The sequence below is a fragment of the Acinetobacter sp. CY05 genome (genome assembly GCF_059515805.1).
Genome location: NZ_JCAKMW010000003.1, coordinates 20265 through 45937, shown reverse-complemented (window position 1 = coordinate 45937; position 25673 = coordinate 20265). Strand labels below are relative to the sequence as shown.

Annotated in this window: 25 protein-coding genes; 9 read left to right on the top strand and 16 right to left on the bottom strand. The window is 42.3% G+C overall.

Going from position 1 to position 25673, the window contains the following annotated elements:
- Positions 1-8 precede the first annotated feature (8 nt).
- The 3 genes from rplC to AC5YCD_RS04040 all read right to left on the bottom strand — a co-directional run bounded on the left by rplC (position 9) and on the right by AC5YCD_RS04040 (position 2026).
- Positions 9-647, bottom strand: a complete 639-nt coding sequence (rplC, locus tag AC5YCD_RS04050) for a 50S ribosomal protein L3 (RefSeq protein ID WP_496128826.1) — start codon at positions 645-647, stop codon at positions 9-11.
- A gap of 59 nt (positions 648-706) precedes the next feature.
- Entirely contained in the window at positions 707-1018 is a 312-nt protein-coding gene (gene rpsJ / locus AC5YCD_RS04045; protein ID WP_000070912.1) for a 30S ribosomal protein S10, read from the bottom strand.
- Positions 1019-1288: 270 nt separating this feature from the next.
- Entirely contained in the window at positions 1289-2026 is a 738-nt protein-coding gene (locus AC5YCD_RS04040; protein ID WP_496128825.1) for a type 1 glutamine amidotransferase, read from the bottom strand.
- A gap of 162 nt (positions 2027-2188) precedes the next feature.
- Here AC5YCD_RS04040 and AC5YCD_RS04035 point away from each other — a divergent pair, with 162 nt between their 5' ends.
- From AC5YCD_RS04035 to yihA, 4 genes are all read left to right on the top strand, one after another.
- Positions 2189-3379 carry a PLP-dependent transferase gene (locus AC5YCD_RS04035; protein WP_496128824.1) on the top strand — a complete coding sequence of 397 codons (1191 nt, stop codon included), beginning with the start codon at positions 2189-2191 and terminating at the stop codon, positions 3377-3379.
- 144 nt (positions 3380-3523) lie between these two features.
- Complete coding sequence (locus tag AC5YCD_RS04030; RefSeq protein ID WP_496128823.1) at positions 3524-4285, top strand: globin domain-containing protein; 762 nt, start codon at positions 3524-3526, stop codon at positions 4283-4285.
- Between the two features lie 67 nt (positions 4286-4352).
- Entirely contained in the window at positions 4353-4793 is a 441-nt protein-coding gene (locus tag AC5YCD_RS04025; protein WP_496128822.1) for an RrF2 family transcriptional regulator, read from the top strand.
- Positions 4794-4855: 62 nt separating this feature from the next.
- Positions 4856-5701, top strand: coding sequence for a ribosome biogenesis GTP-binding protein YihA/YsxC (gene yihA / locus AC5YCD_RS04020; protein ID WP_496128821.1), 846 nt, complete (start codon positions 4856-4858; stop codon positions 5699-5701).
- 174 nt (positions 5702-5875) lie between these two features.
- Here the strand turns inward: yihA and AC5YCD_RS04015 are convergent, their stop codons facing one another.
- A complete protein-coding gene (locus AC5YCD_RS04015; RefSeq protein WP_496128820.1) occupies positions 5876-7114 on the bottom strand; it encodes a dicarboxylate/amino acid:cation symporter in 1239 nt (412 codons plus the stop codon).
- A 255-nt stretch (positions 7115-7369) separates the two neighbouring features.
- Here AC5YCD_RS04015 and AC5YCD_RS04010 point away from each other — a divergent pair, with 255 nt between their 5' ends.
- Entirely contained in the window at positions 7370-7495 is a 126-nt protein-coding gene (locus AC5YCD_RS04010) for a hypothetical protein (protein ID WP_496128819.1), read from the top strand.
- A gap of 40 nt (positions 7496-7535) precedes the next feature.
- Here the strand turns inward: AC5YCD_RS04010 and AC5YCD_RS04005 are convergent, their stop codons facing one another.
- Positions 7536-8411 (bottom strand): acyl-CoA thioesterase, encoded by an 876-nt coding sequence (locus tag AC5YCD_RS04005; RefSeq protein WP_496128818.1) that lies wholly within the window; start codon positions 8409-8411, stop codon positions 7536-7538.
- A gap of 230 nt (positions 8412-8641) precedes the next feature.
- On the opposite strand from AC5YCD_RS04005, the gene plsB reads away from it, so the two are divergent.
- Positions 8642-11191, top strand: a complete 2550-nt coding sequence (plsB, locus tag AC5YCD_RS04000) for a glycerol-3-phosphate 1-O-acyltransferase PlsB (RefSeq protein ID WP_496128817.1) — start codon at positions 8642-8644, stop codon at positions 11189-11191.
- A 15-nt stretch (positions 11192-11206) separates the two neighbouring features.
- Here the strand turns inward: plsB and AC5YCD_RS03995 are convergent, their stop codons facing one another.
- Entirely contained in the window at positions 11207-12013 is an 807-nt protein-coding gene (locus AC5YCD_RS03995) for an NAD-dependent epimerase/dehydratase family protein (protein ID WP_496128816.1), read from the bottom strand.
- A gap of 41 nt (positions 12014-12054) precedes the next feature.
- Here AC5YCD_RS03995 and recG point away from each other — a divergent pair, with 41 nt between their 5' ends.
- Both recG and AC5YCD_RS03985 read left to right on the top strand, forming a co-directional pair.
- Complete coding sequence (recG, locus tag AC5YCD_RS03990; RefSeq protein ID WP_496128815.1) at positions 12055-14100, top strand: ATP-dependent DNA helicase RecG; 2046 nt, start codon at positions 12055-12057, stop codon at positions 14098-14100.
- A gap of 4 nt (positions 14101-14104) precedes the next feature.
- Positions 14105-14692, top strand: a complete 588-nt coding sequence (locus tag AC5YCD_RS03985) for a ComF family protein (protein WP_496128814.1) — start codon at positions 14105-14107, stop codon at positions 14690-14692.
- On the opposite strand, the gene AC5YCD_RS03980 is transcribed toward AC5YCD_RS03985, so the two are convergent.
- A complete protein-coding gene (locus AC5YCD_RS03980; protein WP_496128813.1) occupies positions 14672-15076 on the bottom strand; it encodes an NUDIX hydrolase in 405 nt (134 codons plus the stop codon). The genes AC5YCD_RS03985 and AC5YCD_RS03980 overlap by 21 nt on opposite strands.
- Complete coding sequence (locus AC5YCD_RS03975; protein WP_496128812.1) at positions 15073-15672, bottom strand: LOG family protein; 600 nt, start codon at positions 15670-15672, stop codon at positions 15073-15075. Before AC5YCD_RS03975 ends, AC5YCD_RS03980 begins: the two co-directional genes overlap by 4 nt.
- Positions 15673-15820: 148 nt before the next feature.
- Here AC5YCD_RS03975 and AC5YCD_RS03970 point away from each other — a divergent pair, with 148 nt between their 5' ends.
- Complete coding sequence (locus tag AC5YCD_RS03970) at positions 15821-16834, top strand: magnesium and cobalt transport protein CorA (protein WP_496128811.1); 1014 nt, start codon at positions 15821-15823, stop codon at positions 16832-16834.
- A 55-nt stretch (positions 16835-16889) separates the two neighbouring features.
- Here AC5YCD_RS03970 and AC5YCD_RS03965 read toward each other — a convergent pair whose 3' ends face one another.
- The 8 genes from AC5YCD_RS03965 to dxs form a co-directional block, all read right to left on the bottom strand.
- Complete coding sequence (locus tag AC5YCD_RS03965) at positions 16890-17174, bottom strand: STAS domain-containing protein (RefSeq protein WP_496128810.1); 285 nt, start codon at positions 17172-17174, stop codon at positions 16890-16892.
- Entirely contained in the window at positions 17174-17800 is a 627-nt protein-coding gene (locus AC5YCD_RS03960; RefSeq protein ID WP_496128809.1) for an MlaC/ttg2D family ABC transporter substrate-binding protein, read from the bottom strand. The genes AC5YCD_RS03965 and AC5YCD_RS03960 overlap by 1 nt, the downstream gene beginning before the upstream one ends.
- A gap of 15 nt (positions 17801-17815) precedes the next feature.
- A complete protein-coding gene (gene mlaD / locus AC5YCD_RS03955) occupies positions 17816-18469 on the bottom strand; it encodes an outer membrane lipid asymmetry maintenance protein MlaD (RefSeq protein ID WP_496128808.1) in 654 nt (217 codons plus the stop codon).
- A complete protein-coding gene (mlaE, locus tag AC5YCD_RS03950) occupies positions 18469-19248 on the bottom strand; it encodes a lipid asymmetry maintenance ABC transporter permease subunit MlaE (protein ID WP_496128807.1) in 780 nt (259 codons plus the stop codon). Before mlaE ends, mlaD begins: the two co-directional genes overlap by 1 nt.
- On the bottom strand, positions 19245-20060 hold the full coding sequence (locus AC5YCD_RS03945) for an ABC transporter ATP-binding protein (RefSeq protein ID WP_496128806.1): 816 nt from the start codon (positions 20058-20060) through the stop codon (positions 19245-19247). Before AC5YCD_RS03945 ends, mlaE begins: the two co-directional genes overlap by 4 nt.
- 352 nt (positions 20061-20412) lie before the next feature.
- A complete protein-coding gene (locus tag AC5YCD_RS03940) occupies positions 20413-22287 on the bottom strand; it encodes a DEAD/DEAH box helicase (RefSeq protein WP_496128805.1) in 1875 nt (624 codons plus the stop codon).
- 455 nt (positions 22288-22742) lie between these two features.
- Complete coding sequence (locus AC5YCD_RS03935) at positions 22743-23573, bottom strand: inositol monophosphatase family protein (protein WP_496128804.1); 831 nt, start codon at positions 23571-23573, stop codon at positions 22743-22745.
- 100 nt (positions 23574-23673) lie between these two features.
- Complete coding sequence (gene dxs / locus AC5YCD_RS03930) at positions 23674-25584, bottom strand: 1-deoxy-D-xylulose-5-phosphate synthase (RefSeq protein WP_496128803.1); 1911 nt, start codon at positions 25582-25584, stop codon at positions 23674-23676.
- Between the last annotated feature and the right edge of the window lie 89 nt (positions 25585-25673).

Sequence of the window (25673 nt, the reverse complement as noted above, 5' to 3'; positions counted from 1 at the left end):
ATTTCCCCTCAGGCCTTGATAGTAGGACGAACAGTTACGTCGCCACCAGTAGCACCAGGAACCGCGCCTTTTACAACAAGAACTGAACGTTCAACGTCGATAGCAACGATTTCAAGACCCTGTGTAGTTACGCGTTCCGCACCTAAGTGACCAGGCATTTTTTTGCCTTTGAATACGCGACCAGGAGTCTGGTTTTGACCTGTAGAACCGATAACACGGTGAGATACAGAGTTACCGTGAGTAGCATCTTGCGTACGGAAGTTCCAACGCTTAACACCACCTTGGAAACCTTTACCTTTAGAAGTACCAGTTACGTCAACAATTTGACCTACTTGGAACAATTCAACAGTAAGCGTACCACCAACTTCACGACCTTCAAGATCAGCTTCTGTAGCGCGGAATTCTTGAACTAGACGACCAGCAGCAACACCCGCTTTAGCGAAGTGACCTTTCTGAGCGTTAGTTACGCGAGATTCGCGACGTTCACCAGTAGTGATTTGAATCGCTTGATAACCATCAGTTTCAAGCGTTTTGATTTGAGTGATGCGGTTAGGATCAACCTCAATCACTGTTACAGGTACAGAAACGCCAGCATCTGTAAAGATACGCGTCATACCGCACTTGCGACCGACTAAACCAATAGCCATGTGCATAAACCTCTAAAAAAGCGGCTTAATTAACTTAGAGCGTTAATTAACCTAAAGCCTTAACCCAATGCGATCTGAACATCAACACCAGCTGCAAGATCTAACTTCATCAACGCGTCTACAGTTTTGTCTGTAGGTTGAACGATGTCGATCAAACGTTTGTAAGTGCGGATCTCGTATTGGTCACGCGCATCTTTGTTAACGTGTGGTGATGTTAAAACGTTAAAACGTTCAATGCGTGTAGGCATTGGAATTGGACCACAAACTTGTGCGCCAGTACGTTTTGCTGTTTCTACGATTTCTTGAGCAGATTGATCAATTAAACGGTGATCAAAAGACTTAAGACGGATACGAATTCTCTGGTTAGACATACCAGTTAACTCCAAGCCAAATATATAAAGAATCACTCTTGACGCATCTCACCCCACTAATTTAAGGCAAGTGTCAAGAGCAGTGAATTATCACTAAGGTCGTGATCGATGCCACGACTGTAACGATAGTTAACTACTTTCTTCGCAGTTAACCCCCTTCCTATTGAAGGGTCGCTTATTATAGCTATTGTTTAATGCATAAGCAAATCCCTTTTTGCCCTTTTATTTGTTTTTTCCATATATTTTGTTATTCGATTGTTTAAACAGCATTCAATAGGCACTTTTCCTCAAAACATAGTCAATAGCTTGGTTTAATATTTGATTTCCTTGAATAAATTTGTTTTTTGATGATTTAATCAACGTATTGACATCTTGGACATATTGACCAGAAAAAATGGACAATTCTTCAGCATTTTCTAGAAATAATTCCAATACTTCCGGGGTAATTTCTGGATGAAACTGAAAACCCAAGACGTTCTTACCAATCTGATACATTTGGTTACGACAAGCTTCATTTTCGGCCAAATGCACAGCCCCCTTAGGAATTTCAAAGGTTTCACTATGCCATTGTAAAACCTGTAGCTGCTCTGGAATTTCAAAACAGTCCTTCGGTACGGTTTGGATTTTACGAATAGTACTCCAGCCTAGTTCTTGCTGTTTATTACGACTGACCGCGGCACCTAGTGCATTGGCAATCAACTGCCCCCCCAAACATAAACCAATGGCTGGTTTACCTAAAGATAAATAACGTCTTAACCAACGCTTTTCTACAGTCAACCATGGATAATTCGCTTCGTCATTGACACTCATCGTACCGCCCATAATGATGAGTAAATCCACGTCATGAATATCGGGCAAGGCCTCAATGTCTAAAGGTCGGTCGACAGGCAAGGCGAAGAATTCTGTTGCGGTAATTTTGGCATTCTTTTGTTTTAGATATTCGTAACAACTACCAAAACCCTCTCCCGCAATATGTTGAAAATAATGTACTTTTAACTGCGGTTTCATGCTTTTGTTTAACCTATTGTTATTGCTTTAACAGAGGTTTTGCAAAAATAGCGCCAACTTTTAAAATTTCATCCGATTTTTATAAAAACTGTGACTTGTCTAGCAGGATCAATGACTTTCTCTTAAGCTAAGTGCCATATACAGTTTATTTTGAGCACGGACGTGAAGAAAAATCCACAAACCCAACTAATTCATGCACCACGAAATGCCCCTCAGTACATTACAACTGTGCAACCTCCCCTCTATCGTGCATCGACCATTATTTTTAAAGACACCAATGCACTATTTAATCGTCACTGGACGGATGAGTATGACTATAGCTATGGCACGCATGGCACACCTACCACCTTTACCTTAGGCGATCACATTGCTCAAATTGAAGGGGGTACACACCATCTGTTATGCCCAAGCGGTTTATCTGCGATTAACTTGGTCAATTCATGTTTTTTAGGTCATGGAGATGAAGTTTGGGTAGCAGACAATATTTATGGGCCAAATATGGAGCATTTGCGCAATCTAGAAACACGCTATGGAATTAAGGTCAAAGTGTATAACCCGATTGATGTTAATAGTTTTAATCCAAGTGCCAACGCCAAGCTGATTTGGCTAGAAGCAGCGGGTTCTTTAACCTTAGAATTTCCAGATTTAATTGGTTTAGTAAAAAAAGCTCAAGCACATCAGATGCTCATTGCACTCGACAATACTTGGGGTGCAGGTTTAGCTTTTAACGCCTTTGACTTTAGTAATGAACATTTAAGCGTCGATATTACGGTGCATGCCCTCACTAAATATCCAAGTGGCGGTGCAGATATTTTGATGGGTTCTGTAGTCACGCGTGATCAAGCATTGCATCATGCCCTGTATCGTACCCACGCTCTTCAAGGCATTAGCGTCTCAGGCGATGACGTGGCACAAATTCAACGTAGTTTGGCTTCTATGCGATTGCGTTATCAGGCACAAAGTCAAACGGCTTTAAGCCTACTCAAGTGGCTCAAACAACAACCGTACTTAAGTCAAGTGCTGCATCCTGCCGATCCTGACAATATGAGTCATGTGTATTGGCAACAGGTTTGCCAAGATGGAGAAAGTGCAGGTTTGGTCAGTGTTATCTTCAAAGAGCACTATCAGTTAGCCGATATACGCCGTTTTTGTGATGCGCTGCAATTATTTAAACTGGGCTTTAGCTGGGGTGGCCCGGTCAGTTTAGTGATGCTCTATCAATTGCCCCATGTCCGTAGTTTAGACAACTCACATTTAGAAAAAGGGATTTTGGTGCGTTTTTGCGTAGGTTTAGAGGATGCTCAAGATTTAATCAATGACTTAGCGCAAGCTTTTAATGTATTAAACGGATAAATTGAGGTTTATCTGCAAGATATGGAATATTTAAAAATATCCCATATTTTTTTTATGGTTTTATTGATATCAGCTCTTGTCAAGCCAACCATAAAGATATATTTTAAATACATCTTTTAAATCTGTTTTAGAGTGAGTGTAGTGATGACACCGCAATATATTGAACTTGTAAAAGCCACTGTACCTGTATTACGTGAAAATGGTGTTGCACTCACCCAATACTTTTATCAGCGTATGCTTAATAATCATCCTGAATTAAAGAACACTTTTAACTTAGATCATCAAACTACAGGACGTCAGCCACGTGCCTTAGCAGCAGCTGTATTGGCCTATGCAGAAAATATTGAAAATCCAAGTGTATTGGCTAAAGCTTTAGAGCGTATTACCAGCAAACACGTCAGCTTGGATATCCAACCTGAACAATATGCGATTGTGGGTGACAACCTGTTGCACTCAATTAGTGAAGTGTTAAATGTGCCTATGGATTCTGAACTCATTGCTGCATGGAAAGCCGCTTATATGCAGCTAGCAGATTTAATGGTCGGCATGGAAAAAGCGAAGTATGATCAGCTAGCCGCACAAAATGGCGGTTGGGCAGGTTGGCGTGAGTTTAATATTACTGCTATAGATCAAAATGTAGTGCCAACCCACTTTACTGTGACAGCGGCTGATCAGCAAGCAGTATTGGCAGCACCGCTCAACGCGCTTATTTCAGTACGTGTACGTGTACCAGGTCAAGAATTGCATCAACCTCAACAATTTAAGTTAAGCCGTGTAGATCACAACACCTACCAATTTGCTGTTGAAGCAGAAGAGTCAGCATCAGAATTTTCAGTCGCAAATATCTTAATTGAACATTATCAGTTGGGTGATAGTGTTGAAGTTTCAGCACCGATTATGCTGTAACTGCCCGGCGCTTTGCTTTCAATTGTATTGTGGTTAAACTAGGGCTCCGGCCCTAGTTTTTTTTGCAATGCAGCTCAACAAATTTACTGACTATGCATTACGTGTATTGATGTATGTTGCTCCAGCACGTGAAGCACCCTACACCATCGCTGAAATTGCGCAAAATTTACATGTTTCAGAAAACCACTTAACTAAAGTGGTACATTTTATGGCCAAACAAAATTGGTTGATTACCACACGTGGCAAAGGTGGCGGGATTCGTTTAAACCCTACAGTATTAGACATAGGCTTAGGCACATTGGTACAAACCTTACAAGGTGATGCACAAATCGTAGACTGTCAAAAACCTGAGCCATGTATTTTACTACCGCGCTGTGGCTTAAAAGGCATTTTGCATCAAGCCTTATTACAATTTTATCAAAGCTTAAATCAATATACTTTTGCCCAAGCCCTGAGTCTGCCTAAGCACACCCAGCATCCACTGGCAATAGACATCTTCAATGTTTAATTCGCTTGCCTCGGCGACTTCCTTTATAATACCCCTTGGTAAATTAAGTTTGAAGTTAGGTTATGCATCAGCACCGAGGAAAATCACGTAACAGTAAAGTGGCCAATGCGCCAAAGCAAAAGATTACTTATGAGAAAAAAGTTGATTCTGCAATTACTGAATATGCTGTACGCTCACTCAACTGGCTTCGTAAAGCTGAATTTTTAATGAGTGCACCTAAGCTTAATTTATGTGTGGAAGATACTGGCTATGAAGTGGCTTTTGCAGGTCGTTCTAATGCAGGTAAATCAAGTGCAATTAATGCTTTAACCAACCAAAAGCAGTTGGCGCGTGCCTCAAAACGTCCGGGTCGTACCCAGATGATTAACTTTTTTAGCTTAGGTAATCCAGACCAGCGTCTGGTGGATTTACCCGGTTATGGCTATGCCGCTGTACCTGAAGCAATGAAAATCGTGTGGCAAAAAGAGTTAGAAAATTACCTGATTCATCGTAAAAGTTTACAAGGCTTGGTGTTGTTAATGGATATTCGTCATCCATTACAACATTTTGACGTAATGATGTTGGAATGGGCTTATTCACGTCGCCTATTTGTGCATGTGTTACTGACTAAGTCGGATAAATTAAACCGTGGCCCAGCTTCAAAAGCTTTACAAGAAGTTAAAGCACAGCTACGCAAAATGAAGCTGGACTTCTCGATTCAATTGTTCTCTTCACTGAACAAAGAAGGTTTACAAGAGTTAGCCAGCGTTATGGCAGGTCGCCTAAACTTTACTTTAGAACAGCAAAACAATATTGATCTCAGCCAAATTCCTGAAGCATCTGAGGATGATGAAGAATTTATTGAAGGCGATGATGTTGATTTTATTGTGGATGAGCCAGATAACGCATCTGATTCCCTTAAAAAATAAGCAGATTTAAAAAAAGCCACAGCATAGTCTGTGGCTTTTTATTGGGTCGCTACTATTGAGAGAAAAATCGCCTTAAACACAGGCTAAAACAGCTGAGTAAAAATGCTAAACTTCATCACAGCACAGCCTATTTACTCATAAGCCACGCCGTGTACTATTTGACTGGGCTGTCCACTAAGTCGTTGTTTGAGGCGTTTTGGTATGCTGATCTACCACTACACTAATCATCATATCGCCTTGTACGTTGACCACCGTTCGAACCGTATCCAGCAAACGGTCAATTGGTAATAAAATCGCAATGGCTTCTGCAGGTAGACCCACCGATTGCAGCACCATAATCATGGTGACCATACCAGCACTTGGAATACCAGGTGCACCCAACGATGCAATCATGGCAGTTAGACAAACAATAAGTTGCTGACCGAGTGTTAAATCTAAACCCATTAAATTAGCGATAAATAAAGCTGCGGCTGCTTCATATAATGCCGTGCCATCCATATTGAGCTGTGTACCAATGGGAATCACAAAACCTGCAGTCTGCGGACGTACACCCAAATTTTCCTGCGCACATTTTAATGACAAAGGCATAGTGGCCGAGCTTGAGCTGGTCGCAAAAGCAGTAATCAATGCAGTTTTAGTGCCTTTAAAAAAGGTGATTGGATTCATTTTGCCAAAAATCCACAGCAATAATGGTAATACCACCGCCCCATGGAAAATCGTTGTTCCTGTGACCACCAAGGCAAATTCAGCCAAACGTGTCAGCACACTAATATCTTCGGTGGCAATAAGTTTTGCGAGTAAGGCAAAGATGCCAATTGGCGCTAATTTCATAACCCAGCCAATCATCATCATCATCATGTCAAAAAACTGCTGGCTTAAACTACGCACGCCTTTAAAGCGCTCGCCACCTTTGACCAAAGCCACACCAACAAACAGTGCAAATAACACTACTGCTAGTACATTGCCTTCGCTAAAGGCTCTAAACGGATTGATTAAGGTATTTTGAATAAAGTTGGTAATAAAAGAACTTGGGGTTAAGGTATCTGGGCTTTGATGCTGGCGCATGGCATCTTGGAACATCGCAATATCAACCCCCTTACCCACATCAAATAGATGTGCACAAGCCAGACCAAGCGCTAAGGCTAAAGTGGTGGTGGTGATACAACATAAAACCGTAATTTTCCATACCCGCCCAAACTGACCACCCGCTTGTAAATTGGATACTCCAACTACAATCGAACTAAAGATCAAAGGAATTAATAGCATTTTAAGTAAGCCAATAAAAATGCTACTGGCTATCCCAATGCCATAAAGAGAGGCAGAAAAAAAGGCAGTCTCTGGGAAGAAATTTAAAATATATCCAAAGATGAGTCCCAAAATTGCTGCCACTAAAATTTGAGTATTTAAGCTCATAATTTAATCTATATATTGTTGCAATTTAGCAGCACTATGCCATGCAGCATTTTGAATTACGACTATTTTTTGTCAGCTAAAAGCTGTGCTGTGTTTAATATGCACGATGTAGTGCTGTAACCAATCAGCTTGGCATGTAATGTGCATATCAGGTGCATCCAAGCATTTATAAAGCATCTATTGAGCTATTTCGCCTATTTATGGCGCATCAATTTCAACCATGCACACTTTTTAGGCACAAATAAGGACTAAATCATGAAAAAAATCATGCTTACTGCACTATTAATAAGCATTATGGGACAAGCCATGGCACATAGCCAAAATGGTAAAAGTAACCAAGGCTGTCATAGTCATGGCAAAGAATTAGCCCATTGCCATTAAAAATAAGCCGCGCTATGCGGCTTATTTTATTGTCATGAGCTTATTGGGTTTCAATTTCACGTAAGCGAATTAAACCTTCTTGAGTGGTACTACACACCAACTCCCCATTTTGCCACATGCGTCCAAAATTTAGCCCACGTGAGCTGCTGCTTACGGTCGCATCCATGTCGTATAGCATCCATTCATCGGCACGAAATGGCTTATGGAAATACATGGCATGGTCAATACTGGCACATTGTAAGCTTGGCGATAAATAACTTAAACCATGCGGACGTAAGGCCGTGGTCATTAAGGTAAAGTCTGAGTAGAACGCAGCAATGGCTTGATGTAAGGCCACCGAGTCGACATCTGCCGCAATTTTATCGTGGGTACGTAAATAATGGGCATATACTGGTGCTTCAGGTTGCGGATGGAAAATATTACCTACATCCACCGCAGGGCGAATTTCGATATGCCGTTCACGCATAAAGCTGGCACGTACATTTTCTGGTACAAAATGAATAAAACCTTGTTTTAGTTCTTGTTCTGATTTAAGGGTTTCAACTGGTGGATAATCTGGTGCTTCGGTTTGGTAATTTAAACCTTCTTCAGGGTGGCTAAATGACACCATGCACATAAAAATGGTACGTCCATGCTGAATGGCGCGCACTTGACGGCTAATAAAACTTTTACCATCTCGAATACGATCTACATGATAAACAATCGGCGCATTAACATCACCACCAAATAGAAAATAAGCATGCAATGAATGGGCGGGCCGATCTGTGGTATAGGATGCTGCACGTAAGGCTTGTCCTAAGACCTGACCACCAAATACACGCTTACCCACCAAATTACGGCTTTGACCGCGAAAGATATTCTCTTCGAGTTTTTCTAAACTCAACAGCTCAACTAATTCTTGGGTTAATGCATTCATGGCCAACCTATCTCATCTAACGACAGCAATTATTTTCTAGCATAAACTGAATTGTGGGGTTAGCGCGCTTTTTCAAGCTGAGCCATACCTGCTTTTTTGATGTTTTTTTTAAATTAGTCTGATTTTTACTGCCGAATCTTGGCAAACTTGGTTATATTGCTCAAACAAACAGCGATTATTTGTTTACAATTGCTGATGTTTTGCGCGAATAACAATAGCAAGGAGTAACTATGCCCAAGCGCGGATTTGGTCAAATTTATCGTCAGATGTCGAGTAAATTACTGGATTTGGTGGTTACACCGCAGGTTTTAGGCGAAGCACCTGAACCCGCACCTCCCAGCACAGACAAGCTGACCTGCTATGTATTACAAAACTATTCGCGTAGTAATGCTTTATTGGTTGATGCTGAAACACGGCGCTTAAAACTGAAGCCCGCATTAAATCCTTTGCATATTCAAGATTTGCATGAAAAAACCTCCGTGATCTTTTTACAGCATCATCCAGAAGATGTCTTACACCCTGAGCAACATGCCTTTCCACCACGTTTATTGCGTTTGGTGGAACTTTTGCAAGAACAGCCTGCGTTAGATATTGAACTGATTCCTGTGACGGTACTGTGGGGACGCGCACCAGAAAATGAAGATTCTTGGCTCAAACTGCTGTTTACCGACAACTGGGCCCCACCAAGTCGCTTCAAACAATTGCTTAATATTGGCTTACATGGCCGTGAAACCTTTTTAGAGTTTCATCCAGCAGAATCACTACGTGATTTAATTGAGTATGCCCATACGACGCATCCCAATTTATCGCCTGTGACTTATATTGTGAATCATCTAAATAATTTTTTAGATGCGCAGCGTAAAGTGGTGTTAGGGCCAGATTTGTCTGATCGTCGCAATGTGATGCACAGCTTAATTAAATCTGAAGCGATCCAAGAAGCCATTCGACGTGAAAGCACGCGCAGTAAAATTAGCTTATTGGATGCCGAGCAGCGTGCGGTAGGTTATTTATCTGAGATTATTTCTGATTATTCTTATCCAACCGTACGTTTTGCAGAACAAGTCCTCACCCGACTTTGGACACAGCTTTATGACGGTGTAGAAGTGCATAATTTTAGTACTGTGCGTGAGCTGGCTAAAGATTATGAAATTGTCTATACCCCGTGTCACCGTAGTCATATCGATTATCTATTGCTGTCTTATGTGATTTTTAAGCGTGGTTTACGCGTACCCCATATTGCTGCAGGCGATAATTTAAATTTGCCTTTTGTCGGTCAACTGTTACGTGGTGGTGGCGCGTTTTTTATTCGGCGTAGCTTCCGTGGCAATGGTTTATACACTTCTGTATTCAAAGAATATCTATATAGTATTTTGTCACGCAATGCGCCACTTGAATATTTTATTGAAGGTGGACGTTCACGCACGGGGCGTTTGTTGCCGCCTAAAACTGGCATGCTTGCCATGACTGTACATGGCCATTTACGTGGCAAGGCCAAACCCATTGCTTTTGTACCCACCTATATTGGTTATGAGCGCCTCATGGAGGGCTCAACCTATGTAGGTGAAATGCAAGGTAAGCCCAAAGAGGCAGAATCTATTAAAGGTATCTTACAAACCTTACGTAAAATAGAACGCATCTTTGGAAAAGTGCATGTGAATTTTGGGGAACCCGTGTTTTTAGACGAGATGTTAAAACAACATCATGCCCAAGAGGTAATAATTGCTAAAAATGACGATCCTATTCCAGAGCCCGTTTCAGAAGCTATTAATGACGCAGCACAAGAAATCTTAAAAAATATTAATAGTGCTGTGGTGATTAACCCTGTGTCATTGTTGGCACTGATCTTACTGGCTACAGATAAACATACCTTAGACGAAGCCGTTTGTATCAAGCAGTTAGACGGCTATCGTAAGCTACTTACCCAGTTACCTTATGATGCGCGTATGCAAATTACCGCTTTATCTGGACAAGAAATTATTGCCTATGGTTTAAAACTTAAATTAATTAAACGGATTCGCCATGTATTAGGCGATATTATTGCGATTGAAGATAATCAAGCGGTGTTATTGACCTATTTCCGTAATAATATTGTGCATGCCTTTACCCTACCATCTTTGATTGCTGCCTTAGTCGAGCATAATGGGCAAATTCAACGCCATGATTTAGCCAATGTGATTCGTTTACTGTATCCATTTTTAAAAGCAGAATTATTTTTAAAATGGCAAAGTCATGAACTCAAAGATGCCATTAGCGCCTACACTGATGCCTTGGTGGCGGCCGATCTATTGCTGGCACAAGGTGAAGATTTAGTTGCCCCTGCTCCAAATAGCGAAGAACGCGCTCAATTACAGATTTTAGCTGCACCTGTGATGCAAAGTTTAGAGCGTTATTACATGACCTTGGCTTTAATTACCCAACGTGGCTCAGGCAACATTTCTGCACGTCAGGTCGAAGAGTTGAGTTATTTAATCGGACAGCGTTTATCGGTGCTGTATGAATTTAATTCACCTGAATTTTTTGATAAAGCCTTATTCCAAAGTTTTATTAAAGAGCTGACTAAGCAAGGCTATATTCGCTTAGAAGGCGGCGCAATTATGTATGACAGCAAACTCACCGATGTGGCTAAATACGCCAATTTAGTCCTTGATGATGCGACCTTACAAATGTTGCAACATATCACCACCTTTAGTGATGCAGAGTTACAACAAGCTTTAGATGCATTAGCAGCTGAGCAAGCCGCTAAACGACGTTTATTGCGTAAAGTGAAAGGCAATAAATAAATCGATCAGCCCCGTTTACGGGGCTAACTCTAATAATTTCTGATAGTCTAAAAAACAATCTTCATGCTCTAACTCAAACCCCATCTGCTGCAAATTGGTGGCATAAATACGTTTTCCAGATAAACGATCACTTTCTAATACCAATTCAGGCAAGCCCAATTGCTGCTGAAACCATTCAATGATTTTATGTAAAGGCAAGGGTTGATTATTACTCACAATATAAGATTTTCTTGGATGTTTCACGTGAAGCATATTTGCTAAAAAACGTGCTAAATCATCAATATGAATGCGGTTACTATAATGAATATGCGGATAGTTTAAAGTGTTTTGAGCAAGCTTCACCATACGCGCAGCCGATGTCCCATAAATTCCTGTCGGACGCACAATGACACATTCATTTGGATAAGCCGCTTGCCAATGCTGTTCCATTGCATGCAATACAGCGCCTTGTGCATCAATGGGTTTAATCTCAGATTCATCATCAATGCGCTCACCGCTATTTTCACCATAAACCCGCGTAGAGGACAGTACCATCACCCGTTGAATGGGATGCGATTTTAAGGCTTTTACAATCGGTGCAACCGAATCTAAATAGGTATGTTGATAGCCTTCAATGCTGCTGTGTTTCGGACTTAACAACACATAAGCCACATCAATCGGCGCAAGCTGACTCAAATCTAAGGCATGCACATCTTGGACATAATGCGTAGCAAAAGCATCATCTTTAGGCGATAAACTTATGCTACTGATTTGATGTTGTGTAAATAACTGTTGAGCCACTCGCTCAGATGTTTTACCGTAACCTATAAACAGAATATGCATGATGTAGCACCCACTTTAGCTAAAATTTATTTTGAGGGGACATGACTGCCATCCATCAATTGCCTGGCGTAGGTCACGCCGCAGCGGCTTTACTTGAAAAATTACATATTTTTAACAGTGACGATCTGCTGTTTCATTTGCCACGTGACTATGAAGATCGTAGCACGATCATTGCCATGAACCAATTAACTGTAGGACGCAGTTATTTATTAGAAGGCATTGTGCGTGGGGTAGATTTCCCAGCAGGCAAACGTAAATCTATGGCGGTGTTGCTCCAAGATGATTTTGGCAAAGTCACCTTACGTTTTTATCATGTCTATAAAGCCTTAACAGACCGTGCACAAGTCGGTAATCGCTTGCGCGTTTTTGGTGAAGTGCGTGTCGGTGCGCGTGGTTTAGAGCTGTATCATCCTGAAATTGAACTGGTGCAAGCACATACGCCCTTACCTAAAACTCAGCTGACCGCGATTTATCCGAGTACCGAAGGTTTAACCCAAGCCAAAATTCGTAGTTTTGTCGCGAAAGCCTTAGAACTACATGCCGATGATTTACCTGAATTATTACCTGCAAAATTCACCAATGGCTATGACTTAAAACAGGCGCTGTATTATTTGCATCAACCACCGAGTGATGCCAATATGCTGCAATTGGCGCAAGGTTCCCACCCTGCCCTACAACGCCTGATTTTTGAAGAATTGGTCGCGCATCAACTCAGCCTCCTCACACGTCGTGCTTATATTCAGCAAATTCAAGCGCCAAGTTTTAAGCCAAGCCAAAATCTCGCCAAACAACTGCTTGCCGCGATGCCGTTTGAAATGACAGCTGCACAAAAACGCGTGTCTAAAGATATTGTGCAAGATTTAAAACTCAATAAACCGATGCTACGTTTGGTGCAAGGTGATGTAGGTGCTGGTAAAACTTTGGTGGCAGCTGTAGCCGCTTGTCATGCTTTAGAAGAAGGTTGGCAAGTGGCACTGATGGCACCGACTGAAATTTTAGCCGAGCAACACTATTTAAACTTTAAAGCATGGTTTGAACCTTTAGGCATACAAGTAACTTGGTTGTCAGGCAAGCAAAAAGGCAAAGCCCGCCAAGCGGCCGAACAAGCAGTACAAGATGGTTCTGCCAATTTAGTCATTGGTACGCATGCTCTCTTTCAAGACAGTGTGCAGTTTGCCAAATTAGGTTTAGTCATTATTGATGAACAGCACCGCTTTGGGGTCGATCAACGTTTAGCACTGCGTAATAAAGGCGTACAAGGCACAACCCCGCATCAATTGGTCATGACCGCAACCCCTATTCCACGCACATTGGCGATGTCCGCTTATGGTGATTTAGATACCTCTATTATTGATGAATTGCCACCGGGACGTACTCCGATTCAAACCGTGGCTGTGCCCTTAGAGCGCCGACACGAAGTCTTAGATCGTATTGCCACAAACTGTATGCAGGGCAAGCAAGCCTATTGGGTATGTACTTTGGTGGAGCAATCCGAAACCTTAGATGCGCAAGCGGCTGAAGCGACATTTTTTGAGATTCAGCAGCGTTATCCTGAGCTGAAAGTTGGCTTAGTACACGGCAAAATGAAAGCCGATGAAAAGCAAAGCGTGATGCAACAATTTAAAGACAATCAGCTACAGCTTTTAATTGCCACCACAGTGATTGAAGTGGGTGTGAACGTGCCCAATGCATCCATTATGGTGATTGAAAATGCTGAACGTTTAGGTTTGTCACAATTGCATCAATTACGCGGTCGGGTGGGACGTGGCGCAACGGCAAGTTTTTGTGCATTATTGTATAAACATCCGTTGTCACAAAATGGACAAGAACGTTTAAGAATTTTACGTGAAAGTAATGATGGCTTTGTGATTGCCGAAAAGGATTTGGAAATTCGCGGGCCGGGTGAGTTATTGGGAACCAAACAAACAGGAGATTTGGGTTTTCGGGTGGCCAAACTCGAGCGTGATGATCATCTACTCAATCAGGCGCATTATGTGGCACAGCAAATTTTAAGCCATTATCCTGATCATGTAGATGCACTATTACAGCGTTGGTTACCCGAAGCCCCACGTTACGCCTATGTTTAACTTTATGCCAACATGCCAACTGTGTGAGTTAAGCCCAAGTGTTAAAGCCAGCCTGTGCCTTGATTGCTGGCGCAGTTTGCCGTGGCTTAAAAAAGAAGTCCTACGCCAAGAAATGCAGATTTGGGCGGCTTGTTATTATGAGTATCCAATGGATCGTATGATTCAGCAGTTTAAATATCAGCAGCAATTGCATTATCAAAGCTTGCTCAGTGGCATATTAGCAGAAGTGAAATATGTCGGAATTCAAGCCATTGTGCCAATGCCGATTTCGCTGTCTAAACTGGCCGAACGCGGCTTTAATCAAAGTATTCTAATTGCTAAAACTTTAAGTCAAAAACACAAAGTTCCGATTTGGCAACCGGTTTTACGCCATGCCGAGCATTCACAAAAAGGGTTAAGCCGCCAAGAACGCTTGACCCATATTGAACAGCAATTTTACCCCGACCCTCACACTAACACCCGCTTTAAACGGGTGCTGATTGTGGATGATGTAGTGACCACTGGCAGTTCCATTCACGCTTTAACTGAGCAATTAAAATTGCTCGGTTGTCAGCAGATTCGTGCCGCGTGTTTAGCTGCGGCTGAGGGCTAAATGCTGTTTGACCCACGGCATCACCACTTGTGTGGTTAATGGTGCCAATTGTGTGGCTTGGTCATCTAAATCGACCCACTTCATTTCGGCAATTTCCGCAGCAATCTGTGGGGCTTGAGCTAAAGTCACATGGTAGACATAAGACACCAATTGATGATCTGGTTCATTAGCCGTTTGGGTTTCAAAGCGGCCAATAAATTGCTCAATTTTAGCTGCACTACCAATTTCTTCAGCAATCTCACGCAACATAGTCACTTCAGGCGCTTCATTGGGCTCGAGTTTACCGCCCACTTGCATAAAGCAGGCAGTATTTTGCTTACGTACCAACAGCAATTGCTGTTTATCATTGACAATAATTGCTGCTGCTACTGTGATGGTTTTCATACAGGTTTAACGAGCTCTTGTTGGTCAGTGACGCCCCATTTTGGTAAAGGTGGCGTATAACTGTCAAACTGTTTTAAGATCCGTTCGATGTCATCAGACACGATTAAAGCATCACTAAAACGATGTTGAGTAAAACCCTTATCAGCCGTCATATAAATAAATTTAAGTAAATCATCATAAAAACCATTGACGTTTAAAAAGGCATTGGCTTTTTGATGAATCCCCAATTGTGCCCATGTCCATTGCTCAAAAATTTCCTCCATGGTGCCAGCACCGCCCGGCATAGCAACAAAAGCATCGGATAAATCCGCCATTAAGGTTTTACGTTGATGCATGTTTTGCACGATATGCAACTCAGTTAAATTTGGATGGGCAAGTTCACGATTCACTAAAGCTTCAGGAATCACTCCAATCACCTCTCCACCAGCTTGTAAGGCACTGTCGGCAACCACGCCCATTAAACCCGAACGCCCACCCCCATAAACCAAGGTTTTGCCTTGCTCAGCAATACTACGTCCTACCTGTTGTGCTTGTTCAACATAAATTTGCTCTGCCCCCAAAGCAGAACCACAAAAAACAGCAATGGATTTGATCATATTTGGCCCTCTATAAAATTTTTGTCATATTTGCCGCATAAACTTCAGCCAGTTTTTGTAAAAAAACCAGCAGCATGGCTGTGCTTTCTTTAGATCCTTGTCTAAAATACACCCATTGGTTTACAACTCTGCGCAAAGGAAAAGAATAATGCTTGAAGCCTTTTATGCCACAGAGCGCGGTAGTTTAGAAGATGCTACGATCAATGGCGGTTTTGATTTACACCCCGATCTAGTTTGGGTAGATCTGATTGCCCCCTCACAAGAAGAACAACAGTGGGTCTTAGATGCTTATGAGCAAAACTTACCCACCTTAAAATCTTTAGAAGATATTTCTTCTAGCGCACGCTTTTACCGTGATGACGATGGTATTTTGCATATTAGTACGTATTTTTTAACCAAAAACAAAAATTATCAAGTGGATGGTGAGCCAGATGATAACTCTGGTATTTTATCTACGGTACAAACGGTCGCTTTTATCTTACATAAAGATCGCTTATTTACTTTACGTGGTGAAAAACTGGTTGCCTTTCGTGCCTTTCGCGCCCGCGCGCGGCGTAATGATTATGAAATTGATTATAAAGACCCGACTTGGGTGCTACTTGGCTTACTTGAAGCCAAACTGGATGAATTGGCTGATATTTTAGAAGATGTACACAAAGATTTAGAAAAATACTCAACCGAAGTCTTAAATAACCGCCACCGTGAACAAATTCTAGATTTAGATGACATGATTACCCGTTTGGCACAGCTAGAAGATATGCTGGGTAAAGCACAGCTATGTTTAATTGATTTACGCCGTGTATTGACCTTTTTAGCTCGTCCACGCGCGTTAGGCAGCCATATCTATGATGCTGATATTCGAGAATTGAGTGAAGATGTGCGCTCATTGGTAGAACATGATGCCTTTTTATTCCAAAAAGTGCGTTTCTTACTGGATACCACCTCTGGATTTATTAACACCGAACAGAACGATACGATCCGTCGCTTCTCAATTTTACCTAGTATGTTAGCGCCTCCTATGCTAGTAGCCAGTGTGTACGGTATGAATACGGATGTACTACCTTTTGCCAAAGGCACCACCAGCTTTATTGCGGTGAGTTTGATTATTGTGGCCTTCTTTATTGGGCCATTGATTTACTTTAGATGGAAAAAATGGATTTGATGCAATCCACTCTAACCTCCTAATCATAGTAAAAAAGCACCTTACGGTGCTTTTTTTAAATCAATTTTAAGTCGGGCTCTAAATGACAAGATTGAATAATCTTCAACATTTTTTCTGGCACAGCCTGAAAATGCAGTCCCTTCGCTTGCGGTGTTTGGCGTAACCAACGCACTAACACTGCCAAAGCTAAGGTACTGCCTTGCTCTAACTCAGCTAAATTGACAATTAACGGCAAGTTTTGCTGTTGAATCAACTTTAAACCTTGCTGGTAATAGGCTTCGGCATTGGTAAAGTCAATTTTACCACTCACCCATAAAGTTTGATGTTGCAGGCGTAGCATTATTTTTTCACAACTGCGTCAGCATTGGGTTCAAAAGTCGCAATCGCTTTGTCTAAATTATTACCATTACGTTTGACGTTGGCTGCAAACTGATTACGGAACTGTAAACCTAAATCAATGCCTGCAACGTTAATATTACGAATTTTCCATTGGCTGCCTTTGTCGACCAATTGGAAAGACACTGGGATTTTTTCACCTTTATTATTAAAATCAATGGTCACAACAGGATTTTTGTTGTTCGCTACAGCTTTATATGAACGTATGCTATAGGTTTGATTGCTATATTTGGCAAATGCAGAACCGTAGTTTTCAATTAAAGTTTCACGGAAATTTTGTTCAAACTTGGCACGCTGCGCAGGTGTACTTTGTTGCACATAAGTTCCCATGACGGTACGCACAAATGCTTGTGAATCAATATAGGGATCCAAGTTTTGACGCACAATCGTTTTTACTAAAGCTGGGTTATTTTGTAATTTGCTGCGGTCTGTTTGTAAACGTTTAATCAAGTTATCTGCTACTTGTTTGACAAATTCAGGCGGCGTTTGGCTAGGAGCGGCAAATGCGGTTCCTGCGAACATGCTTGCTAAAATACTTGCTGTGAGGGTCTGTTTCATTAAAGTTTTCATATTGGTCTCCTTTGCTTAGTCTGCAACAAATGATGCTTCTGGTTCTTCAGTTGAAACTTGACTAGTATCAGCCGTCTTATTACCGCCTGTAATAAATTTACTAATCAAATCTTCAAGGTCCATGGTACCTTGGGTGTTAATGATGCTGCCACCACGCGGTAGATAATTTAAACCACCACCTGGCACCACTTTCAGATATTTTTCACCCAATAGACCATTGGTTGCCACGATAATGTAAGCATCTTCATCAATACTGGTAATGGATTTCATGTTGGCCATCAGTTGATTTTGCATCGCTTTTTGTTGCTGAGGATTCGCTTGAGTATATTCTGTGCTGTAACGCAGCTCTTCTAAAGCATTTTCCTGTACAGTTTTGAGTTGTTCTTGGTTAAATGAAGTCAAACTGCCATCTAAGTCAAAATGCACTGTGGCTAAACGGGTGACTGGATCTAAAGTAATATCACTCACGCGGCCAATGGTGACCCCACTCATGGTGACTTTAGCACGCGGCTTTAAGCCATTGACGTTGTCAAATTCAGCTTGCATGCTATAGGTATCACGTAAATTATTGCCAGTTAAGCCACTGACTTTCATGGCCAAAAAGAACATTGCAATTGCAAATATGATCACAAAAATACCAACGGCCAGTTCACTTGCACGTGATTTCATTACACACCTCCAAACATGACCGCAGTCAACACAAAATCAAAACCTAAAACACATAAAGATGAATACACCACAGTTCGTGTGGTGGATGTCGCAATTCCCTCAGAGGTCGGTTCGCAGGCATAACCCTGATAGACCGCAATCCAAGTACACAAAATGGCAAAGACAAAGCTTTTAATTAAAGTGCCCTGAAAAATATCTTCGTAAAAACGTACGCTACTTTGCATACCGCTCCAAAAAGAACCTTCATCAACCCCTAAGAAATCTACCCCAACCAATTTACCACCCATAATCCCAATAGCAGCAAAAATGACCGATAGCATGGGTAAACTAACAATACCCGCCCATAGACGCGGTGAAACAATACGTTTAAGCGGATCTACCCCAATCATTTCCATACTTGACAGTTGTTCGGTGGCTTTCATTAAACCAATTTCAGCAGTTAAAGCTGAACCTGCACGTCCGGCAAATAACAGTGCTGCGACTACAGGTGCTAGTTCACGCAAGAGTGTTAAAGACACCATGGTGCCAAGCATCGATTCAGAGCCCACGTTAACTAAAATGGAGTAACCTTGTAAGCTCAGAACCAAACCAATGAATAGACCGGACACCGCAATAATCAGCAAAGATAAAAAGCCGACCCTATACATTTGATAGATAAAAAGTTTAACCCCAAGCCAAGTGGGCATTGAGCATAGAATCTGCAGCAACATGATACTCGCCACCCCAATGCCACGTACACGTTCAATGACGCGACGACCCAATAAGGCAATTGCATTCATGTTTGACCCTCAGCAGTTAAATAAGGCTGATGACTAAATTGATATTCAACCGGCCCTTCAACAGAACCTGTTAAGAATTGACGGACAAAAGGTGAAGTATGTGCTTTGAGCTGTTCAGGTGTGCCCTCACCTTGAATCTTACCTTCAGCCACCACATAAATATAATCAGCAATCGATAAGGTCTCTGCCACATCGTGCGACACAATAATGGTGGTTAAGTCCAAAGCATCACGTAAAGAACGAATCAGCCGAGTCAGCACACCCATTACAATAGGGTCTTGGCCGGCAAAAGGTTCATCATACATAATCAGTTCTGGATCAAGAGCAATAGCACGCGCTAAAGCTACGCGGCGGCTCATCCCACCTGAAAGCTCGGCAGGCATGAGTTGTTCTGCACCACGCAAACCCACCGATTCAAGCTTTAAAGCCACTAACTCTGCAATTAAATGTTCAGGCAGCTGGGTATGGGCACGAATCGGGAAAGCCACATTTTCATAAACCGACATGTCGGTAAATAAGGCTCCACTTTGAAACAGCATTCCCATACGCGCCCGCGCCTTAAACAGTTGCTGACGTGACATTTGGGCTATATCTTGACCATCAAGCAAAACTTGTCCCTGATCTGGTGTCAGTTGTCCACCAATCAAACGAAGAAGTGTGGTTTTACCTGTGCCTGAGGGCCCCATAATCGCAGTGATCTGACCGCGGCGGATATTTAAGCTAATGTTGTCATAAATTATTCGATCCCCACGCTTAAAGCTTAACTGCTTTATTTCAATAAAAGCTTGGGCTTGGGATACTGTATTATTCATACTGCTGCGTATTCCTGCATTTTTTCAGCAGGCATACTATAAAGGATTAGATCATTTTTAGGGCAAGAAATATAGAACGCTGCGTTGTAAAAATGTCAGCTGCTGAAGTTGGATTAATTCAAATAGCCATAACAAAATACGACAAGATTGCACAATAACAATAAGCCACTGATATAACGCATCATGAATAGTTTTCCGTATCCAAAATAAGCAAAATGATAGCTAGACAACTAATTATCACTTTTTAATAAAAATTTGAATGAGTATACATTTTGAATAATAAATTTCAATCTATCAGACATAAAAAAAGACCGATATCAATATCGGTCTTTCTTATAGGCTAATTTAACAATTAGTCGTTAAATTTGCGACGTGGACGGTCTTCGCCAAATGTGCGCTCGCCACGTGGTTTGTCATCAAAGCTACGACGTGGACGATCTTCGCCACCGAAAGTACGCTTAGGACGATCATCACCAAATGAACGTTGTGGACGATCACCAAAATCACGACGTGGACGATCTTCACCGCCGAAAGTACGTTTAGGACGATCACCGTAACCAGTTTCGCGAGCTGGTTTGTAATCTACACGGTTACCACGGTTGTCATCATTAGAACGAGGACGATCACCGAAACCACCTTCACGACGTGGTGCTGGACGGTCGCCAAAATCGCGTTTTGGACGGTCATCAAACGAACGTTGTGGACGGTCGCCAAAATCACGCTTTGGACGGTCATCAAACGAACGTTGTGGACGGTCGCCAAAATCACGTTTTGGACGGTCATCAAACGAACGTTGTGGACGGTCGCCAAAACCGCCTTCGCGACGTGGACGATCATTGTTGAATTCACGACGTGGACGATCTTCGCCACCAAATGCTGGACGCTCACCACGTGGTTTGTCATCAAAGCTACGACGTGGACGATCATCACCGCCTTCACGACGTTTAAAGTTGCTTTCGCCTTCAAAACGACGACCGCCACCAAAACCGCCACGACCACCGCGACCACCGTCACGACGACCACCACGGCCAGCACCATCACGGCTACCGCGTGCAGGCGGTGGAGATGGCTCAAGACCTTCGATTTCAGATACGTCTAAACGTGCATCAAGGAAGTCTTCTAAAGCACGAATCTTACCGCGTTCACGGTAAGTTGCGAGTGTAATCGCTTTACCAGTACGGCCAGCACGACCTGTACGGCCAATACGGTGTACATAGTCTTCATTCTTCATTGGAAGACCGAAGTTAATTACGTGAGAGATTGTTGGTACGTCAAGACCACGTGCTGCAACGTCAGTTGCAACTAAGATCTTCGCACGACCTTCACGGATGCTGCGTAAACGACGGTTACGTACAGTTTGTGGCATTGCACCGTGAAGTGCTACAACTGAAAGACCTGCTTCTGCAAGCTCTTCAGCAAGCATGTCAGTATCTTCTTGGGTTGAAGCAAACACAACTGCTTGATCAACGTCTTCTGCATTTAACCAATGGGTAAGCAATTTTTTCTTGTGCTCAAAACCATCAGTCCAATGTAAAGTTTGCGTAATATCAGTGTTGGTAGAGTGACCCGTTTCGATTGAAATACGTTGTGGATCATTCATCATACGTTCAGCAAGCGTAATAATACGCGGTGCAAACGTTGCAGAGAACATTAATGTTTGTTTACGGTTAGCAGCATATTCGCCAATTGCTTCTAAGTCTTCAGAGAAGCCTAGGTCAAGCATACGGTCAGCTTCGTCGACAATTAAAGATTCAACTTTATCAAGTTTAATTTGACGACGATTTACTAAGTCAATTAAACGACCCGGCGTTGCAACAACAACTTGCGCGCCTTTTAATTGTTGGATTTGTTTACCAAACGGCATACCACCCATAATTGCAGCAATACGAACACCTTTCATGTGACGTACAAATGCGATTGCGTCTTGGCTTACTTGTTGCGCTAATTCACGTGTTGGTGAAATCACCAAAATAGTCGGCTGAGTAATCGCCTTCATGCGCTCTTTAAACGGAACGAATGCATCTTCAGATGCAAGTGCGTTTAAAGTTGGGAGTAAAAACGCTGCAGTTTTACCTGAACCTGTTTGGCTTGATACAAGTAGGTCTTTACCTTCTAACGCTGCAGGAATCGATTGTTCCTGTACTGGAGTTGGCGAAGTAAAACCTAAAGCTTGAATCGCTTGTTGTAAAGATTCATGTAAAGGAAAATCAGCAAAAGTTTTGCTCATAGAGTGTTTCACCCGAAATTTGGGTGCTCCATTAAAATAAAGTCAGATGGACATCGACAAAAAGCGGTACAGCAATAATCGCTGACAAATATGAGAATCAGCGGCGATCCGAGTAACGACGATGTGATAACGCACGCTTGTAGTACGGCATAACCTGAATAGAATCGCTTTAGCGATTGGGGCGCGAGATATCGTCCTCTCTTTGGACCGAACGCGCATACACAATGATTAGAAGAGAAATGTTCAGGTAACGAACAGAAATTAAGTGCGTTGCCGGATTATAGCAGAGTTAATGAAAATGTCATGCCATTTGCTCAATCTTTAGCTAAAATTTATAAAAAATTTAATAAGTTCATGTTTTTAATAATTATTTTAATTGTTATTTTTTTGTAAAAATATAGCCCTGCATGGAGGGCTATATTTTTAATGTCTTTTTGCTCGATCAAAGCATTCTATTATTTTGCAGCATCACCCCAAGCTGGAACAACAGCTTGCATAAGTGGCTTAAGCATTTTCATAGAACAAGCAAGCACTTGGCCATTTTCCATAGATTCAGAGCCACCACGTGCATCTACTACAGTACCACCGGCTTCTTTCACAATCAGTTCGCCAGCTGCGATGTCCCAAGGTTTTAAACCAAGTTCGAAGTAACCATCAAAACGACCTGCAGCTACATACGCTAAATCCAGCGCAGCTGAACCTGTACGACGGAATTGTGCACCTGCTTCTGATACATTTAGTAATGCATCAAAATGGTTTTTCGCATAAGAAACCACTTCGCCGTTACGAACTTTACGGTAAGCATGACCTACAGATAAGAATGTGTTGCTTAGGTTGTCTTTCACGTTAACGCGAATACGGCGTTGATTCAACATAGCACCGCGACCACGGCTAGCAGAGAATAACTCATCTTTTACAGGGTCATAAATAACACCGTGTTGAGTTACGCCTTTGTGTTGAACAGCAATAGAAATACAGAAATGCGGAACGCCGTTAATGAAGTTTAATGTGCCATCAAGCGGATCGATCACCCAACACCATTCGGCGTCGTGACCTTTACCTTCTTGGTAACCAAATTCTTCACCTAAAAAGCTGTGGTTTTTATAGCTCTTACGTAGCGTATCAATGGTTAATTGTTCCAAATAACGGTCTACACGCGTTACAGGACCATCGATGCCTTTTTCTTCGACTTGTAGATCGAGCTTATGACGATTTTGATGCGCTTTCAAAAGCTCTTGACCAACTAACTGAGCCGCACGCGCAGCCATCACCACCATAGGTTCCATTGAACACCCTACTACAATATATTGAAGACGATAAAGAATAATGCATAAAAGCCCCGACATTTTAGCAAAGATCGGGGCTTTTGGGCAAAAAAATTAATTTTTACGATGAAACAGGCTGTTTAAGCTTTAACCATGCCGATTTAATAGACTGAGCGATGCCTGCGCTATCAAGACCTGCTGCAGCTAACATTTGGCTATGGCTAGCCTGTGGCATGAAGCTATCATCTAAACCTAAATGAATGATTGGTTTAACAATTTGTGCATGAGCAAAGTATTCACTAACACTACTTCCTGCCCCTGCCATCACCGCATGCTCTTCAACACTGGCAAATAAATGCGTGTCTATAGCTAAGCGATCGAGCATTTTTGTATCTAATGGTTTCACAAAACGCATGTTCACTACGCGTACAGCAACAGCAAGTTGGGTTGCCAGTTGCTCTGCTGCAGCAATGGCGGGTACTACGCGACTACCAAATGCAAGGAGGCTAATCTGCTCATCTAAATCTGGATTAAATTCAGCCACAATTTCAGCCTGACCCAGTGGGATGGCTGTCATCTGTGTGTCTATATGCACGCCTATACCATTACCACGTGGGTAACGTACTGCGGCAGGACCCGGGTACATATAGGCGCTATGTAACATTTGACGACATTCATTTTCGTCTTTTGGCGCCATAATCACCATATTTGGAATGGTGCGCATATAGGCATAGTCATAAGCACCGGCATGGGTTGGGCCATCTTCACCGACTAAACCCGCACGGTCAATCGCGAAGGTTACATCTAAGTTTTGCAAAGCAACATCATGCACTAATTGGTCATAGCCGCGTTGTAAAAATGTTGAATAAATAGCAACCACAGGTTTTAGCCCTTCACATGCCATACCTGCCGCTAAAGTCACTGCATGTTGTTCAGCAATCGCTACATCAAAGAAACGCTCAGGATATTTTTTGGCAAACTTCACCATTCCAGAGCCTTCACACATGGCTGGGGTAATGGCCAATAAACGTGAATCTTGTTCAGCTTGATCCATCAACCACTGGCCAAACACATCTGAGTATTTAGGTGCAGCCGCTGGCGCAACAAGGGCATTAATTTTAGTGATGGCGTGGTATTTGATTTGCTCTGCTTCAGCAGGAGCAAAACCTTTACCTTTTTTGGTGTAGATATGAATTAAACGCGGGCCTTGACGTTTTTTTAAGGCCTCAAACACTTGACTTAATTGTTGTACGTTATGACCATCAAATGGGCCAAAATAGTCAAAGCCAATCGCTTTAAAAAGATTATCGGCTGCATCGGTTGCTGCTTGATGTAAGCGTGAGTTGTATGACCACTGTGGATGCGGCTGTACATAGGCCTGACCATCTTGGCTAATATTAATCGATTCACCGCGCGCCCAAATGGCAGCTAAATGCTTCGCAAAACCACCAGTGCTACATGAAATCGACATATCATTGTCGTTTAAGACCACCATTAAATTGGCATTATGCGCTACAGCATCGTTCATGGCCTCAAAAGCCATGCCAGCAGTCATGGCACCATCACCAATAATGGCCACCACATCACGTTGAATATTCTGGTAACGACTGGCCAATGCCATGCCTAAGCCAGCTGAAATAGCCGTTGAAGAATGCCCCACCCCAAAGGTGTCGAATTCAGATTCTTCACGTGCAGGAAATGCAGCTAAACCATCTTTGGCACGAATGGTAGTGAGCTGTTCACGACGACCCGTTAAGGCTTTATGCGGATAAGCTTGATGCCCTACATCCCAAATCAAACGGTCATGTGGGGTGTTAAAGCTATAATGTAACGCCACTGTAAGCTCAATGACACCAAGGTTTGCGCCAAAATGGCCACCACTTTGTCCTGCAGCATACAAAATGTATTGACGCAACTCATCCGCCACTTGTTCGAGTTGGCTGCGGTCGAGCATACGCAGTTGCTCTGGATGATCAATCGTATCCAGCAACGGAGTTACAGGGCGATGAGTTGGAATTTCTGTATACAACATATGTGGCAAAGCCTTCTAAAGCCTGGCAAATTTTATAGCTAGGTCAAATGGGTTACTCGAACATATCGTCGAATGATAGCACCTTAAAT

What these genes read in the sequence shown, in the direction of transcription:
- AC5YCD_RS03985 (WP_496128814.1), top strand. Translation starts at nt 14,105, where the DNA reads ATGCCAACATGCCAACTGTGTGAGTTAAGCCCAAGTGTTAAAGCCAGC.
- AC5YCD_RS03980 (WP_496128813.1), bottom strand. Translation starts at nt 15,076, where the DNA reads ATGAAAACCATCACAGTAGCAGCAGCAATTATTGTCAATGATAAACAG.
- AC5YCD_RS03995 (WP_496128816.1), bottom strand. Translation starts at nt 12,013, where the DNA reads ATGCATATTCTGTTTATAGGTTACGGTAAAACATCTGAGCGAGTGGCT.
- yihA (WP_496128821.1), top strand. Translation starts at nt 4,856, where the DNA reads ATGCATCAGCACCGAGGAAAATCACGTAACAGTAAAGTGGCCAATGCG.
- recG (WP_496128815.1), top strand. Translation starts at nt 12,055, where the DNA reads ATGACTGCCATCCATCAATTGCCTGGCGTAGGTCACGCCGCAGCGGCT.
- mlaD (WP_496128808.1), bottom strand. Translation starts at nt 18,469, where the DNA reads ATGAAATCACGTGCAAGTGAACTGGCCGTTGGTATTTTTGTGATCATA.
- AC5YCD_RS03940 (WP_496128805.1), bottom strand. Translation starts at nt 22,287, where the DNA reads ATGAGCAAAACTTTTGCTGATTTTCCTTTACATGAATCTTTACAACAA.
- AC5YCD_RS04040 (WP_496128825.1), bottom strand. Translation starts at nt 2,026, where the DNA reads ATGAAACCGCAGTTAAAAGTACATTATTTTCAACATATTGCGGGAGAG.
- AC5YCD_RS03975 (WP_496128812.1), bottom strand. Translation starts at nt 15,672, where the DNA reads ATGATCAAATCCATTGCTGTTTTTTGTGGTTCTGCTTTGGGGGCAGAG.
- rplC (WP_496128826.1), bottom strand. Translation starts at nt 647, where the DNA reads ATGGCTATTGGTTTAGTCGGTCGCAAGTGCGGTATGACGCGTATCTTT.
- AC5YCD_RS03965 (WP_496128810.1), bottom strand. Translation starts at nt 17,174, where the DNA reads ATGCTACGCCTGCAACATCAAACTTTATGGGTGAGTGGTAAAATTGAC.
- AC5YCD_RS03935 (WP_496128804.1), bottom strand. Translation starts at nt 23,573, where the DNA reads ATGGAACCTATGGTGGTGATGGCTGCGCGTGCGGCTCAGTTAGTTGGT.
- plsB (WP_496128817.1), top strand. Translation starts at nt 8,642, where the DNA reads ATGCCCAAGCGCGGATTTGGTCAAATTTATCGTCAGATGTCGAGTAAA.
- rpsJ (WP_000070912.1), bottom strand. Translation starts at nt 1,018, where the DNA reads ATGTCTAACCAGAGAATTCGTATCCGTCTTAAGTCTTTTGATCACCGT.
- mlaE (WP_496128807.1), bottom strand. Translation starts at nt 19,248, where the DNA reads ATGAATGCAATTGCCTTATTGGGTCGTCGCGTCATTGAACGTGTACGT.
- AC5YCD_RS04030 (WP_496128823.1), top strand. Translation starts at nt 3,524, where the DNA reads ATGACACCGCAATATATTGAACTTGTAAAAGCCACTGTACCTGTATTA.
- AC5YCD_RS03970 (WP_496128811.1), top strand. Translation starts at nt 15,821, where the DNA reads ATGCTTGAAGCCTTTTATGCCACAGAGCGCGGTAGTTTAGAAGATGCT.
- AC5YCD_RS03960 (WP_496128809.1), bottom strand. Translation starts at nt 17,800, where the DNA reads ATGAAAACTTTAATGAAACAGACCCTCACAGCAAGTATTTTAGCAAGC.
- AC5YCD_RS04010 (WP_496128819.1), top strand. Translation starts at nt 7,370, where the DNA reads ATGAAAAAAATCATGCTTACTGCACTATTAATAAGCATTATGGGACAA.
- AC5YCD_RS04015 (WP_496128820.1), bottom strand. Translation starts at nt 7,114, where the DNA reads ATGAGCTTAAATACTCAAATTTTAGTGGCAGCAATTTTGGGACTCATC.
- AC5YCD_RS04005 (WP_496128818.1), bottom strand. Translation starts at nt 8,411, where the DNA reads ATGAATGCATTAACCCAAGAATTAGTTGAGCTGTTGAGTTTAGAAAAA.
- AC5YCD_RS04025 (WP_496128822.1), top strand. Translation starts at nt 4,353, where the DNA reads ATGCAGCTCAACAAATTTACTGACTATGCATTACGTGTATTGATGTAT.
- dxs (WP_496128803.1), bottom strand. Translation starts at nt 25,584, where the DNA reads ATGTTGTATACAGAAATTCCAACTCATCGCCCTGTAACTCCGTTGCTG.
- AC5YCD_RS03945 (WP_496128806.1), bottom strand. Translation starts at nt 20,060, where the DNA reads ATGAATAATACAGTATCCCAAGCCCAAGCTTTTATTGAAATAAAGCAG.